Below are 14,456 nucleotides of genomic sequence, written 5' to 3'. Positions count from 1 at the left end.
TTATTTCCTTGGGACATTGCGTTCCACGTAGTTTTTTTGTAGCCAAGTCAGGTAGTCGCCAGACTGGATATCGCGTACCCAGGTCTGATTGTCGAGATACCAACGGACGGTCTTGCGGATGCCGGTGTCGAATGTTTCGGTTGGTTTCCAGCCCAGCTCGCGTTCGATCTTGTGTGCATCGATGGCGTAGCGGCGATCATGGCCGGGGCGATCCGGCACATAGATGATTTGTTCGCGATAGCTGCCGATGGCCTTGGGATCGAGGGCGTCAAGGATATCGCACAAGGTATGCACGACTTCCAGATTGGTCATTTCATTCCATCCTCCGACGTTATATACCTCACCTGGCTTGCCCGCCGCCAGCACGCGACGGATGGCCGAGCAGTGGTCGCCTACATACAGCCAATCGCGTACTTGCAGGCCATCACCATAAATAGGCAGGGCTTTGCCGGCACGGGCATTGCTGATGATCAGGGGAATCAGTTTTTCCGGAAAGTGGAAGGGACCATAATTGTTTGAACAATTCGTGGTCAGCACGGGCATGGCATAGGTATGAAAATAGGCTCGTACCAGATGGTCTGATGCAGCTTTTGACGCCGAATATGGACTATTTGGCGCGTAGGGCGTCGTTTCGGTAAAGGGCGGATCCTGCGGCTGCAAGCTACCGTATACCTCATCAGTTGAGATATGCAGGAAACGGAAGTCCTCTTTGGCATCGCCCGTGAGACCCGACCAATAGGCGCGTGCGGCTTCCAGCAGGCTGAAGGTGCCGTTGACGTTAGTCGAAATGAATTCGCCAGGGTTATGGATCGAGCGATCAACATGACTTTCAGCGGCAAAGTGCACGATGGCGCGTGGCTGATGCTCTGCCAGCAAGCATGTTAAGTGAGCTGTATCAAGGATATCGCCGCGCACAAAGAGATGCCGCGGATCGTGTTCAAGGCTGGCCAGATTGCTGAGATTGCCAGCGTAAGTCAGTTTGTCAAAGTTGACGATGAACTCATCGTTGAGCGCCAGCCAGTCGTTTACAAAATTGGAACCGATGAAGCCGGCTCCACCGGTCACTAAAATCATATTGCTATCCTATTTGTTGCATTCTTGATCAACCCAGTTATGGCTCCTGATGGAACTCTGTAGTTATATGGCGAATTTTCAGATATCTCATTATTATTCTTTTTTTTTCATTTTGGCTAGCGTTACTTATGCGGCTTTGTTGACCCGTATCGTTAGTCTAACGGCAGGCTCAAATTTCAAGGGCGGCATTAGATTGATTCGTAATATCGAGCCTGTGTGAAAGTGGCGTGAGGTGCTGAGTATAAACGACTGGTGGCGTGCGCAGGGGCAGCCTTGCTTTGACTGATGGTCGCCGCACGGTATCGTATGGATGAGGAAAAAATGGGAAACTGGCGAGATGCATGACGTCAGCGTAAAGCTTGCCTTGCGCAGCTCACAGCGAGAATGAGAGTGCCCCAGGACCACGGGCGAAAGGCGCCGATGGTTTATTGTGCTGGAATCAGCCGATGGTGCCTGCAACAGGGCATTGTTGAGCAACAATGCACGGATATGGGGGCGGTTATGTCTGGGAAAAGCCTAGGGCGCAACAAGCACGCCCTGGGCTTTTTCTCAGGCGACCATAGCCATTATGGGTAGAGACCGCGTACTTCGCGAGCCTGCAGCACGCGCGTGCACGCCAGGATGAAGGTGGCGGTACGCATCGACACTTTCTTCTCTTGCGACACTTGCCATACCGAATCGAACGCTTCGCGCATGATGCGGGTCAGGCGGCTGTTGATTTCTTCTTCCGTCCAGAAGAAGCTCGAGAAGTTCTGCGCCCACTCGAAGTAGCTGACGGTCACGCCGCCGGCGTTGGCCAGCACGTCCGGCACGATCAATACGCCGCGGTCGGTCAGGATGTCGTCCGCTGCCGGCAGGGTCGGGCCATTGGCGCCTTCCAGGATGATCTTGGCGCGGATGACTTGTGCGCGTTCGGCCGTGATCTGCTGTTCCAGCGCGGCCGGGATCAGGATGTCGCAATCGATGCCCCAGAAATCTTCGCGCGGCACGAATGCCTCGGCGCCCGGGAAGCCTTCGACGCTGCCCACTTCGGCCACGTGTGCCAGCAATTGCGGGATGTTCAAGCCGCCGGAATGGACGACGGTGGTCTTGTGGTCTTGTACCGCGACCACTTTCGAGCCGGCTTCAGCGAACATGCGTGCAGCGACGCCGCCCACGTTACCGAAACCTTGCACGATGACTTTCGCGCCTTCGAGCGACATGCCGACCTTGGCGGCCGCATCGCAACCGACGACGAACACGCCGCGGCCCGTCGCGTCGCGACGACCCAGGCTGCCGCCCAGCGAGATTGGCTTGCCGGTCACCACGCCGGTCGACATATTGCCGCCGATCATGGCGTAGCTGTCCATCATCCACGCCATGACTTGCTCATTCGTGTTGACGTCCGGCGCCGGGATATCCTTGTTCGGTCCGATGATCATGCTGATCTCGCTCGTGTAGCGGCGGGTCAGGCGTTGCAGTTCGTTGCGCGACAGGGTCTTCGGATCGACACGGATACCGCCTTTGGCGCCGCCGTATGGCACGTTGACCGCTGCATTCTTGACCGTCATCCAGGCCGACAGGGCCATCACTTCCGACAACGTCACGTCCTGGTGGAAGCGCACGCCGCCCTTGCCCGGGCCGCGCGACAGATTGTGCTGCACGCGGTAGCCTTCGTAGTGGGCAATGGTGCCGTCATCGCGCTCGATAGGCACGTCGACCGTCAGGATGCGCTTTGGACGCTTCAGCGTTTCCACCCAGCGCGACAGGTTGCCCAGGTATGGCGTAACGCGGTCGATCTGCTCGAGGTAGACGCCCCATGGGCCCAGGTCTTCAGGATTGAGGTAGGAAGGAAGTGCGTGCTTGCTGGTCATGCTTGATAAGCTCCTGACAATACGAATACGTTAGAGGCACAGCCGAGATGCAGCTGCGCGCAGCGGAACCGCATCGTAGGCGATAGCCTCATGCCCCGGCCAATGCTTTGTGCGCATCCGGTTATGCATTTATTGCATAGTTAGGAGATCAGGAGGGAGTTGCAGTGACGGTTGCGCGCCGGCGTTTTTTCCCGCTGCGCGCGGCGCTTTCCTGCGACTGCACCAGGTATTGCCACAGGCTTTCGACGATCTGTTTGCCTGGCCGCAGGCTGGACGGGCGCTCGCGATATAAACGGATTTCCAGCTCGATTTCCCAGCCTGGCGCGCCGCCGTCGGCACGCGCCAGGTGCTTGTACTTGACGTCGCGCATGACGGCCGATTCGGGCAGGAAGGCGATGCCGCGCCCTTCCAGCGCCATCATTTTGAGGCCTTCTGCCATGTCCGTTTCGTAGCAGGTTTCCAGGAACAGGGGCGCTTTGGCGTCGGCCAGCAGCAATTCCACCATGCGTCCCAGATAGGCGTTGCTGGTGTAGGAAAGGAAGGGCAGCGGCTCCTTGGCGCTGCCGGGCAGGACGAAGTCCGGCACCTTGTCCTGGCCGCAGCGCGCATACGCGCGCAGGGTTTCGCGGCCCATCACCAGCATGTCGTAGCGGCCCGGATCGAGCTGCACCGGCTGGCGCGGGTGGTGATAGCACAGCAGCAGGTCGCAGCCGCCGTCGACCAGCTGCAGCACGGCGTCGTGCACGTTCAGGGCCATCAGGCGGCTGTTGATCGGCGCAAAACCTTCTTCCAGCGCCGTCAGCCATTTCGGCATGAAGGTCAGCGACAGGGTATGCGGCACGGCGAAATCGACGCTCGTTTGCGTGGCCGCCCGCTTGCCGCGCAACAGCGCGCGCACGCCGTTGATCTGTCCCAGCATTTCCAGCGCCTGCTCGTAGAACACGGCGCCGGCCGGCGTCAATCGCGTGGGGTAGGAGGTGCGGTCGACCAGGTCGATGCCAAGCCAGTTTTCCAGCGACTGGATGCGCCGCGAAAAGGCCGGCTGGGTGACGTGGCGCAGGGCCGCGGAACGGCTGAAATTATGCGTTTCAGCGAGCGAGATGAAGTCTTCCAGCCATTTGGTTTCCATCGCGGGACCGTTCTCTTGTCAAGGGCAAACGCAAGGTGCAGTGCTCAGGGCGTATCAGCCGATGCCGCCGGCTGGTACAGGGCGGCGGGCAGGCCGAAGAAGGACGGCGGGCCCAGGGTCGTGCCATCGAGCGAGCCGCCCGCGTTCAAGGCCTTGTTGATGGCCGACAGCAGGGAGCTGCGGTCGGCCAGATTTTGTATCAGCGCGCGCGGGCCGTTGTGGAAGGTGTGCTGGGCGATATCGGCGGCGACGACAAAGATCGGCTCGCGGCGCAGGGGGAACTCCACCCATTCGCCGTCCTCGTCCTGCGCGCAGAACGTGTCGGGCAAGGTCATGTTTTCGGCGCCGGGAAGGTGCGACGCCAGCACCAGGCCGAACGCTTCCGGCACCACGTCGGCCAGGCGGCGCACGGTGAGGTCGTCCTGCACCAGGGCACGGACTTGCGCTTCCACCGCGTCGTCGGCATCGGGCTGGGCGCCGAGGATTTTCACGGCCTGATAAATCAGGTCGGACGAGAGTGCTTCCATCAAATCATCTCCAGAATCATGGCGACGATTTCGTCGCCGTACGAGGCCAGTTTTTTCTCGCCCACGCCGCTCACGCCGCGCATCTGCTCGAGCGACGTAGGCTTGGCTTTGGCGATTTCGCGCAGGGTGGCGTCGACGAAAATCACGTAGGCGGGCACATTGTGCGTGCGCGCCGTCTCCACGCGCCACCAGCGCAGCTTGTCGAAGATCGCCTGTTCGCTGGTGGACAAATCCGTCTCGACATAGCCTTTCGCCACGCTGGTGCTGCGCTTGCTGGTTTTCACCGGTTTCTGGTACTGGCGCAGCTGCACCTTCTGGCCGCCCTTGAGCACGGGACGCGAGGCGTCCGTCAGTTTCAGCGAACTGTATTGTTCATGGTCGACCGAGACGAGGCCCAGCGCGATGGCCTGGCGCAGGATCGATTTCCATTCCGCTTCGCCCAGGTCCGAGCCGATGCCAAACACCGACAAGGAATCGTGGTGCCAGGTCTTGATGCGTTCCGATTCCACGCCGCGCAGCACGTCGATCACGTGGCCGCCGGCGAAGCGCTGGTCGACGCGGTAGATGGCCGACAGCAGTTTTTGCACGGGCACCGTGCCGTCGAACGACACGGGCGGCACCAGACAGGTGTCGCAATTGCCGCACGGCGAAGCCGGTTCGCCGAAGTATTCGAGCAAGCGCATGCGGCGGCAGCTGAGCGTTTCGCACAGGCCCAGCATGGCGTCGAGTTTGACGCCCAGCACGCGCTTGAAGGTGTCGTCCGCTTCCGATTCGTCGATCATGCGCCGTTGCAGCACCACGTCCTGCAAGCCGTACGCCATCCAGGCGTTGGCGGCCATGCCGTCGCGGCCCGCGCGCCCCGTTTCCTGGTAATAGCCCTCGATGCTTTTCGGCAGATCCAGATGCGCCACGAAGCGCACGTCGGGTTTGTCGATGCCCATGCCGAAGGCGATTGTGGCCACCATGACGATGTTTTCTTCGCGCAGGAAACGCGCCTGGTTGGCGCTGCGCTTGGCGTACTCCATGCCGGCGTGATAGGGCAGGGCGCGGATGCCGCTCTGGTTCAGAAATTCCGCCGTCTCTTCGACCTTTTTGCGTGACAGGCAGTAGACGATGCCGCAGTCCCCCGCGTGTTCCGTGTTGATGAAGTCGAGCAGCTGCTTGCGGCCATTCGCCTTTTCCACAATCTGATAGCGGATGTTCGGGCGGTCGAACGACGAGACGAACTGGCGCGCGTCTTCCAGCTGCAAACGCAGGGCGATTTCGGCGCGCGTCTGCGGGTCGGCCGTGGCCGTGAGCGCGATGCGCGGCACGTCCGGGAACTGCTCGTGCAGCACCGATAGCTTGATGTATTCGGGACGGAAGTCGTGGCCCCACTGAGCCACGCAATGCGCCTCGTCGATGGCGAACAGGGAGATCTTCGAGGCCTGGAACAGGTCCAGGCAACGCTGCGTCATCAGGCGCTCGGGCGCCACGTAGACGACATCGATGCCGCCCGTGCGCACCAGGCGCTCGATGCGGCTCGCTTCTTCGTAGGTTTGCGTGGAATTGAGGAAGGCGGCGCGCACGCCGACTTCGGCCAAAGCGTCCACCTGGTCCTGCATCAGCGCGATCAGCGGCGAGACGACGACGCCGACACCGTCGCGCAGCAGCGCGGGAATCTGATAGCACAGCGACTTGCCGCCGCCCGTGGGCATCAGCACCAGCGCGTCGCCGCCATGGCTGACGTGGTCGACGATGTCGGCTTGCTGGCCGCGGAAGGCCGGGTAGCCGAAAACGGTTTGCAGCAGGTGCAGCGCGCGCTGGTTAAGATCTTGATTCATAGTGCCTTATTCTGCCCAAACAACCCAGCCGTAGTGGGCGCTGGCCAACACCAGCAAGCCGAACACAATGCGGTACCAGGCAAAAAACGTGAAGTCGTGCGAGCTGATATAGCGCAGCAGCCAGCGCACGCACAGGAAGGCGGAGATGAAGGCGGACACGGTACCCAGGCCGAACAGCGGCACGTCGGTGGCGGACAGGATGTCGCGCGCCTTGTACAGAGAATAGGCGGTGGCCGCCAGCAGGGTCGGGATGGCCAGGAAGAACGAGAATTCGGTGGCCGTCTTGCGCGACAGGCCCAACAGCATGCCGCCGATGATGGTCGAGCCGGAACGGCTGGTGCCGGGGATCAGCGCGAACGCCTGCGCGCAGCCCACTTTCAGGGCGTCGAATGGCGTCATTTCATCGACCGAGTTGACGCGTACGGTGACGGGATTGGTGCGCGCGCGGCGCTCCACCAGCAAAATCACGATGCCGCCGATGATGAAGGCCATGGCCACTGGCACGGGCTTGAACAGCGCATGCTTGATCATCTTGCCAATCGCCAGGCCGATGATGGCCAGCGGCAGGAAGGCGATGGCCACGTTGAGCACGAACTTGCGCGACTTCGCTTCGCTGCCGAAGGTGGTCAGCACGCTGCCGATGCGCTGGCGGTATTCCCAGCACACGGCCAGGATGGCGCCGGCCTGGATGGCGATCTCGAAGACATCCATGACTTCTTTCGAGACATCCTTGGTAAAGTCGAGCAGGCTGCCGGCCAGGATCAGATGTCCCGTGGACGAAATCGGCAAGAATTCGGTAAAACCTTCGACCAGCCCCATGATGATGGCTTTTAACGCAAGAATGAGATCCATAGATGTATAAAAGAGTATAGGTACGGGTATAAGTACGGGTATAAGTGACAGGATGGGGTGAGCGTGCTGCGCCCGCAAAGTGCGCGGGGTCGAAGCTTACCATGCCGGAGGCCCGTCGAGCCGATTTGGGCGCTGGCGGACAGCGGTTTTTTGCCGCTGCCAGCCAGGCAAGGGGAGGGGTCAGGAAGCCTGTTTTGCCGGCGCCACCAGGCGCGCGCTGGCCGCCACCAGCAGCAGGGCGGCGCCCAGCATGGCGAAGGCGATATTCAGGCTGGTGGCGTGCGCCACGAAGCCGATCACGGCCGGACCGGCCAGGATGCCCGCATAGCCGATGGTGGTGATGGCCGCAACCGCCAGGCTGGCCGGCATGGCATGTTGCTGGCCCGCCGCCGTAAACAGGATGGGCACGATGTTCGCCGCGCCCAGGCCGATCAGCACGAACCCAAGCATGGCCAGGCTGGCATGCGGCGCCAGCACGGCCAGGAAGAAGCCTGCCGCCGCGCACAGGCCGCCAAAAGTAAGCACCCGCTTGCCGCCAAAGCGGCTGACCACCTTGTCACCCGTCAAGCGTCCCACCGTCATGGCGATGGCGAAGGCGGCGTAACCGAGGCCGCCCCTGGCTTCTTCCACGCCGCGCGTGGTGGTGAGGAACAGGGCGCTCCAGTCGAGGATGGCGCCTTCGGCCAGGAAGACGATAAAGCACAGCAAGCCGATGAAGATGACGGCGCCATGCGGCATGACGAACAGCGGCGTCTTTTCGCCGGAAGCGGACGCCGTCGGCAGCAGATGGCCTTGCGCCGCGCCCAGCACGCCGCACAGCAGCAACATCACCACCACGCAGGACCAGGCCGGCGTCAGTCCCAGCCACAGCAGCAGGGCCATGCAGGCCGCGCCGGCAAAGCCGCCCACGCTGAACAGGGCATGAAAGCCCGACATCATGGCGCCGCCGTTGGCCTTTTCGATGATCACGGCCTGGATATTGATGGCCACGTCGAACGTGCCCATGGCCGCGCCGAACACCAGCAGCACCAGTCCCAGCTGCAGCGGCGTGGCGGCCAGTGCCAGGCCGGGTAGCACGGCGGTCAGCAGCAGGCCGGCTCCGACGATGACCTTGCGGCAGCCGAAGCGTGCCGTGAGCATGCCCGTAAACGGCATCGCGCACAGCGAACCGGCGCCCAGGCACAGCAGCAAAATGCCGAGGGTCGCTTCATCGAGGCCCAGGCGCGACTTGGCGTAGGGAACCAGCGGGGCCCAGGCGGCCATGCCGAGGCCGGCGGCGAAAAAGACCAGGCGCGTGGCGCGTTGTTGCAGGGTGCCGGTGAGATGCATTGGGGGCTTTTCAAGAGTCGGGTGGATAAAATCAGGCGTGGGCGCGCAACACTTGCACGCCCAGCCGTTCAAAGGCGGCCACATGGACCGCATCGGCATCGGCTTCCAGCACCAGGTGCTGCAGCAAGCCCGTGGCCAGCACGCCGAAGGGCGCGGCCGTGCCCAGCTTGTCGCTGGTGACGGCCACGACGACCGCCTTGCTGGCGCCGGCGATGCTGCGTTTGAACTCGGCCTCGTCGTAGTTGAACGCCGTCACGCCCGCGTCGGCATCGGCGCCGCAAGCACCGAGGAAACACAGGTCGGGATGCATGCGTTCGACAGTGCGCAGGGCCTGCGGCCCCAGGCTGGCACCGGCACGGCGGTCGACCCTGCCGCCAGCCATGATCAGTTCGATTTCCGGGCGTTCCATCAGCGCCATGGCGATCGATGGCGCGTTGGTGATGACAGTGAGCGCCAACTGTGGCAAGGCGCTGGCGATGGCCAGGTTGGTCGAGCCCGCATCAAGAAACAGCACCTGCCCTGCGCGCACGAGGGACACGGCCGCCTGCGCCAGGCGCGCCTTGCGCTCGGGCGCTTCCTGCTTGCGCTGCGTCAAGGTCCCGCCGTCGGGCGCCAGCGGCAGTGCGCCGCCATACACGCGCTGGCATAAACCGGCTGCCGCCATCTCGCGCAGGTCGCGGCGTATCGTATCTTCGGAAACGTCGAGCTGGCGCGCCAGGTCCAGCGCCAGCACGCGGCCATCGGCCTGCAATTGTTGCTGGATCAGCGCATGGCGTTGTTTGAGGAGCAGGGTGGCGGACATGTTGAACTTATAAACGTGCAGGAATGTGCATGAATATACGCAAACGTGCAAATGTGGTCAATCGTTATTTGTCAGCCGCCACCACGCCCTTCAGGGCGCCGTCATCCGTTCCAGCTCGTCCAGCCAGCGGATGGCGTGTTCCCGGCTGTCGCCGCACATGTCCTCGGATGGCTGCAAGCCGCCGCAAAACCCGGGCCGCTCCGGCTGGCCGAAGATCTTGCAACGGTTGTCGTCAGCCAGCTGCACGCAGCGCACGCCCGCAGGTTTTCCATCCGGCATGCCGGGAATCGGGCTGGTGATGGACGGTGCGGTGCAGCAGGCGCCGCACGAGGGACGGCATGCCAGGGTGGCGGATGGTGACATGGGATTTCAGGCGGGCGGGTGAGGAGCCGACAGTATAGCAAGCCTGCTCCCTTGCGTTGCCAGCGCCCGCTTAGCGCACGATGCTGACGCGCTTGCCCGACAGGGTGCGGCGGGCCGGATCGCCATGCACGGTGATGCGGCCGGAACCGCTGGCGCGGGCGTTGACTTCGTTCTGGACGGTGACATCGACGTCGCCGGAACCGTTGCTCGCCAGATAGGCAACGTCGCTGCGCAGGGCGGCCAGGTTGATATCGCCCGAGCCATTCACGTTGGCGTCGAGGCGTTGCACGGCGCCGCTGGCGCTGATGCTGCCCGAGCCGTTGACGGCCACGTTGATGCGTTCGCCGCGCACGTTGCCCAGCTGGATGTTGCCGGAACCGTTCTGCACCGCGTCCGTGTTGCCGCTGGCGAGGGCCGCCGCGTTGATGCTGCCGGAACCATTGTTGGCCACGTCGAAGCGTCCCACCGTGCCCGACAGTTCGCTTTTCATCGAACCGCGTTGTTCCAGGGTGAAATCTTCGCCATTGAAACCGCTGGCCACCAGGCGGCCCGAGCCGGAAATGTTGATCTTCTTCAATTGCGGCGTCGTATAGATGACGTGGATGCCATTGCTGCTGCGAATGTTCGTATCGCTCCAGATGCGCAGGGTATCGCCGCTCACTTCGCTATGGATGCGCGGCTGCAGATTGCTGTCCGCTTCGATCACCAGCGATGTCGCCGGCCCGACGCGCACGTCGATCTTGATGTCGATGCGTTTCATGCTGTCGATGTCGAGCACATTGATGTGACTGACCTGGCGCACGTCGCGGCTCACTTGCTCGTTGCCCTGGATGGCATTGCTGTTTGAATCCGCGTAGCGCACTTCGCCATCGTTGGGGTTGATGACGATGGCGCAACCGCCAAGGGCAACGGCACAGCACAGGGCCAGCAAGGTACGCATGGTGTTTCCTTTATGATTGTTTTAGTTTGGGAAAAGAAAAAGCCGGCTGCCGCGCCGCGGCTGCCGTGCTGTCGATGGCAAGGTAGCAAATCCGACACGCTTGCTGAGTGGAAATGCGATGAACTGCGCAAAATGGGGGCTGAAACGTATTCTGGTCCACCCGGCGCCGAAGGCCCGGCGCCGGCACGGAGGGTACAATGCCTGTGTTCGGCGTGCCGGGCGGTGCCCCGCGCTTGACCTTGGCGGTAGACAGGACTACTATTAATGACTCAAAAGTAAGTTACTTGGAAACATACATGCAAGCCCCGATTGATACCAAGCCCCGCTGGGAGCGGCGCAAGGATGCCCGCCCGCAGGAATTGCTCGCCGCCGCCCTCGACCTGTTTGTCGAACGGGGCTTCGCATCGACGCGCCTGGAGGATGTGGCCAAGCGGGCTGGCGTGTCGAAAGGCACCTTGTACCTGTACTTCGAGAATAAACAGGAGCTGTTCAAGGCAGTGGTGCGCGACAATATCGTGCAATCGATCGGCGAGGCGGAAGACAGCATGGCCGCGTCGGACAGCAGCAGTGCCGAGTTGTTGCGCAAGGTGATGATGCAGTGGTGGGAAGAATTCGGCGCCACCAAGCTGGCCGGTTTGACCAAGCTGATGCTGGCCGAAGCAAACAATTTCCCGGAACTGGCGCAGTTTTACAACGAAGAAGTCGTCACGCGCGGCAATGGACTGATCGTCAGTCTGCTGGAACGGGGCATGCAGCGCGGCGAATTCCGCCAAGTCGATCCCGTGCTGGTCAGCACCATCCTCAGCGCGCCCGTCACCATGCTCATGATGTGGACGCATTCCTTCCTGCCGTGCGAAGTCAAGAATATCGATCCGATCGCCTACATGGATGCGTTTATCGACATGAGTTTGCGCAGCCTGCAGGCGGAGACGCCCGGGAAAAGCTGACCCGCCGTGCTCGCTACTACCGTTCAGTTGCCCCTTTTCCAAGGTTCGCCCCCCCAAATCTGCAGATCGTCGCAAATTTCCTCCATTCCCCGCCTTTATGGTTAACATGTGCTTTCAGCCAGTTCAACGATAAAATGGCGGATTATTACTTCACTTACCGAGTCCAAAGATGAATATCGAACAAGCCCGCTTCAATATGATCGAACAGCAAATCCGTCCGTGGGACGTACTGGATATCGACGTGCTGGAGCTGTTGAACGTGGTCAAGCGTGAAGATTTCGTGCCGGCTGCCTATAAAAACCTGGCCTTCGTCGATACCGAAATTCCACTGGGCGGCGGCGAATGCATGTTGACGCCGAAGCTGGAAGCGCGCATTTTGCAAGACGTAGCCGTCAAGAAGCATGAAAATGTGCTGGAAATCGGTACCGGCAGCGGCTACATGGCCGCGTTGCTGGCGCACAAGGCGCGCCATGTGACGAGCGTGGAAATCGTTCCCCAATTGAAAACCCTGGCTGAGCAGAACCTGGCCGCCAACGGCGTGACGAACGTCACCGTGGAACTGGGCGACGGCGCCCAAGGCTGGAGCAAGGGTGCGCCGTACGACGTGATCGTGGTGTCCGGCGCCTTGGCCGTGCTGCCGGAAGCGCTGTTGCAACAAGTGAAAGTCGGCGGCCGCATCCTGGCCATCATCGGCGAAGCGCCGATCATGTCGGCGCACCTGATCACGCGCAGCTCGGACAAGGCTTACGACACGCGCAAGCTGTTTGAAACCAATGTCACGCCGCTGCAAGCTGTTGCACCGTCGCATTTCCAGTTCTGAGGCGACCGATTCGATGGAGCATTTGAGTGCACCGCAGCTGGCCGCCTGGCTGGCTGACCCTTCCCGACCGCGTCCGTTCCTGCTGGACGTGCGGGAACAGTGGGAGTTCGACCTGTGCCACCTCGACGGTGCCACCCTGATGCAGATGAACTCGATTCCTGCGCGCATCGATGACCTCGATGAAGACGCCGAGATCGTCTGCATCTGCCATCACGGCATGCGCAGCATGCAAGTGGCGGCCTTCCTGGAGCGCAATGGTTTTGGCAAGATCAGTAATTTGACGGGCGGCGTGCATGCCTGGGCGCTGCAAGTCGACAGCGCAATGCCTAAATACTAAGAGCCTATCCCAGTAGATGAATACATCTCCTGCTGGCGCCCCTCAGAAGCGGGGACTGCGTTGATCGTCGTTGCGTGGCTCTCCACGCGTCCTCCTCACGCCTTGTCCGCGCTCCTGATGAACTGCCAACAGAAGACGCTCCCTACTGGGATAGGTTCTAAGTTATTTTTTCAGTAGATGCACCCAGGCATGTTTTCCTGCATGCCTGCGGAGGCCTGTACCCCGCTCATCCGGCGGGCGCAAGGCAAGCGGTAGCAGATTTTTGATTCCATCAACTTTTGACGACTCCAACGGAGAAATGCAATGCGGAAACCCCTTATCGCCGTGCTGATGACCAGCGCCTTTGTCTCGATGACATGCTCGCTGCAAGCGCAGGCGGCCGATCTCATCCAAGTGTACCAGCAGGCGCTGGCCAATGACGCGCAGTATGCCAGCGCGCGCGCGGCCCTGTCGGCCGGGATGGAGCGGGTTCCGCAGGGGCTGGCAGGCTTGCTGCCGCAAGTGTCGGCTTCGGGCAGCAATACGCGCGGCAATCAGGAGCAGATCGCCCAGAACAATGGCGGCAACAAGATCACCTCGCCGTCCGTGAATGTGCGCACGAACAGCTATAACTTGACCCTGGCGCAACCGCTGTTCCGCTGGGACCGTTGGGAAACCTATCAGCAAAGCAAGCTGGCGCAAGCGATTGCCGAAGCGCAATTTGCGCAAGTCCAGCAAGACCTGATCACGCGCGTGGCGCAGGCGTATTTCGACGTGCTGAGCGCGCAGGACAACCTGGGCGCCACGCAGGCGCAAAAAGTGGCCACGACGGAGCAGCTGGCATCGGCCAAGCGCAACTTCGAAGTGGGCACGCAAACGATTACCGACACGCACGAAGCGCAAGCGGCGTACGATTTGGTGGTGGCGCAGGAATTTGCCGCCATCAATGACCTGGCCAACAAGCGCAGCGCCCTGCAAACCATCATCGGCGAGGCGCCAACGTCGTTGGCGCCGATGCGCACGGGCGTGGTCATCAGCGCGCCGGAACCGGCCGCCGTCGAACCATGGGTGAGCTCGGCGGAAGAGCAGAATTTCGGCGTCGTCACGGCCCAGTTCAACGTGGAATCGGCCAAGCGCGACATCGGCCGCAACCGCGCTGGCCACTATCCGACCTTGGATCTGATCGCCAACACGGGCCATAGCTACACCTCGGGTGGCGGCAATGGCAGCGGCAATAACAACAACGCCATCGGCGTGCAGTGGAGCATCCCGATCTTCAGCGGCTTTGCCGTCACCAGCAAGGTGCGCGAATCGATCGCGCTGGAAAACAAGGCCCGCAACGACCTGGAATCGGCACGCCGCGCGGCATCGCAAGGCGCGCGCCAGGCTTTCCTGGGCGTCAACAGCGGCCTGGCGCAAGTGAAGGCGCTGGAAGCGGCGGAAGTGTCGAGCAAGTCGGCCCTGGAGTCGAACCAGCTCGGTTATCAAGTGGGCGTGCGCATCAATATCGACGTCTTGAATGCACAGAAACAACTGTTCTCGACGCAAAAAGACCTGTCGAAAGCCCGCTACGACACCATCATGAACGGCTTGCGCCTGAAGGCGGCCGCCGGCACGTTGAAGGAAACGGATTTGATGCCCGTGAACGCCTTGCTCGATAAATAATCTTTTTCTGTAGATT

General features: G+C 61.6%; 14 protein-coding genes. 4 read left to right on the top strand and 10 right to left on the bottom strand.

Annotation, left to right across the window (positions count from 1 at the left end; translation table 11 throughout):
• From rfbB to VM94_RS16970, 10 genes are all read right to left on the bottom strand, one after another.
• Positions 1 to 1,074, bottom strand: coding sequence for a dTDP-glucose 4,6-dehydratase (gene rfbB, locus VM94_RS17015; RefSeq protein ID WP_046684444.1), 1,074 nt, complete (start codon positions 1,072 to 1,074; stop codon positions 1 to 3).
• A 566-nt stretch (positions 1,075 to 1,640) separates the two neighbouring features.
• Positions 1,641 to 2,927, bottom strand: a complete 1,287-nt coding sequence (locus tag VM94_RS17010; RefSeq protein ID WP_034745922.1) for a Glu/Leu/Phe/Val family dehydrogenase — start codon at positions 2,925 to 2,927, stop codon at positions 1,641 to 1,643.
• A gap of 148 nt (positions 2,928 to 3,075) precedes the next feature.
• Positions 3,076 to 4,056 carry a LysR family transcriptional regulator gene (locus VM94_RS17005; protein WP_046684443.1) on the bottom strand — a complete coding sequence of 327 codons (981 nt, stop codon included), beginning with the start codon at positions 4,054 to 4,056 and terminating at the stop codon, positions 3,076 to 3,078.
• Between the two features lie 44 nt (positions 4,057 to 4,100).
• Positions 4,101 to 4,583 (bottom strand): hypothetical protein, encoded by a 483-nt coding sequence (locus VM94_RS17000; RefSeq protein ID WP_046684442.1) that lies wholly within the window; start codon positions 4,581 to 4,583, stop codon positions 4,101 to 4,103.
• Complete coding sequence (recQ, locus tag VM94_RS16995; RefSeq protein ID WP_046684441.1) at positions 4,583 to 6,406, bottom strand: DNA helicase RecQ; 1,824 nt, start codon at positions 6,404 to 6,406, stop codon at positions 4,583 to 4,585. The genes VM94_RS17000 and recQ overlap by 1 nt, the downstream gene beginning before the upstream one ends.
• 6 nt (positions 6,407 to 6,412) lie before the next feature.
• Positions 6,413 to 7,258, bottom strand: a complete 846-nt coding sequence (locus VM94_RS16990; RefSeq protein ID WP_046684440.1) for an undecaprenyl-diphosphate phosphatase — start codon at positions 7,256 to 7,258, stop codon at positions 6,413 to 6,415.
• A 180-nt stretch (positions 7,259 to 7,438) separates the two neighbouring features.
• Entirely contained in the window at positions 7,439 to 8,587 is a 1,149-nt protein-coding gene (locus VM94_RS16985; protein ID WP_046684439.1) for an MFS transporter, read from the bottom strand.
• Positions 8,588 to 8,618: 31 nt separating this feature from the next.
• Positions 8,619 to 9,389: a DeoR/GlpR family DNA-binding transcription regulator gene (locus VM94_RS16980; RefSeq protein ID WP_046684438.1), complete on the bottom strand. Its 771-nt coding sequence runs from the start codon at positions 9,387 to 9,389 to the stop codon at positions 8,619 to 8,621.
• A gap of 90 nt (positions 9,390 to 9,479) precedes the next feature.
• Positions 9,480 to 9,752 carry a YkgJ family cysteine cluster protein gene (locus tag VM94_RS16975; protein ID WP_046684437.1) on the bottom strand — a complete coding sequence of 91 codons (273 nt, stop codon included), beginning with the start codon at positions 9,750 to 9,752 and terminating at the stop codon, positions 9,480 to 9,482.
• A 70-nt stretch (positions 9,753 to 9,822) separates the two neighbouring features.
• Positions 9,823 to 10,692, bottom strand: a complete 870-nt coding sequence (locus VM94_RS16970) for a head GIN domain-containing protein (RefSeq protein ID WP_046684436.1) — start codon at positions 10,690 to 10,692, stop codon at positions 9,823 to 9,825.
• Positions 10,693 to 10,988: 296 nt separating this feature from the next.
• Here VM94_RS16970 and VM94_RS16965 point away from each other — a divergent pair, with 296 nt between their 5' ends.
• The 4 genes from VM94_RS16965 to VM94_RS16950 all read left to right on the top strand — a co-directional run bounded on the left by VM94_RS16965 (position 10,989) and on the right by VM94_RS16950 (position 14,440).
• A complete protein-coding gene (locus VM94_RS16965) occupies positions 10,989 to 11,639 on the top strand; it encodes a TetR/AcrR family transcriptional regulator (RefSeq protein WP_046684435.1) in 651 nt (216 codons plus the stop codon).
• 169 nt (positions 11,640 to 11,808) lie between these two features.
• The gene (locus VM94_RS16960; protein WP_046684434.1) at positions 11,809 to 12,459 is read left to right on the top strand and encodes a protein-L-isoaspartate O-methyltransferase family protein; all 651 of its coding nucleotides are present in this window, start codon (positions 11,809 to 11,811) and stop codon (positions 12,457 to 12,459) included.
• Positions 12,460 to 12,472: 13 nt separating this feature from the next.
• Positions 12,473 to 12,796, top strand: coding sequence for a rhodanese-like domain-containing protein (locus VM94_RS16955; protein WP_034788759.1), 324 nt, complete (start codon positions 12,473 to 12,475; stop codon positions 12,794 to 12,796).
• Positions 12,797 to 13,099: 303 nt separating this feature from the next.
• Entirely contained in the window at positions 13,100 to 14,440 is a 1,341-nt protein-coding gene (locus VM94_RS16950; RefSeq protein WP_046684433.1) for a TolC family outer membrane protein, read from the top strand.
• The last annotated feature ends 16 nt before the right edge of the window (positions 14,441 to 14,456 follow it).

The sequence above is a fragment of the Janthinobacterium sp. KBS0711 genome, from assembly GCF_000988085.1.
Taxonomy (GTDB): domain Bacteria; phylum Pseudomonadota; class Gammaproteobacteria; order Burkholderiales; family Burkholderiaceae_D; genus Janthinobacterium; species Janthinobacterium lividum_E.
Note: the sequence above shows the minus strand (reverse complement) of the source record. Positions and strands in the feature narration are given on the sequence as shown.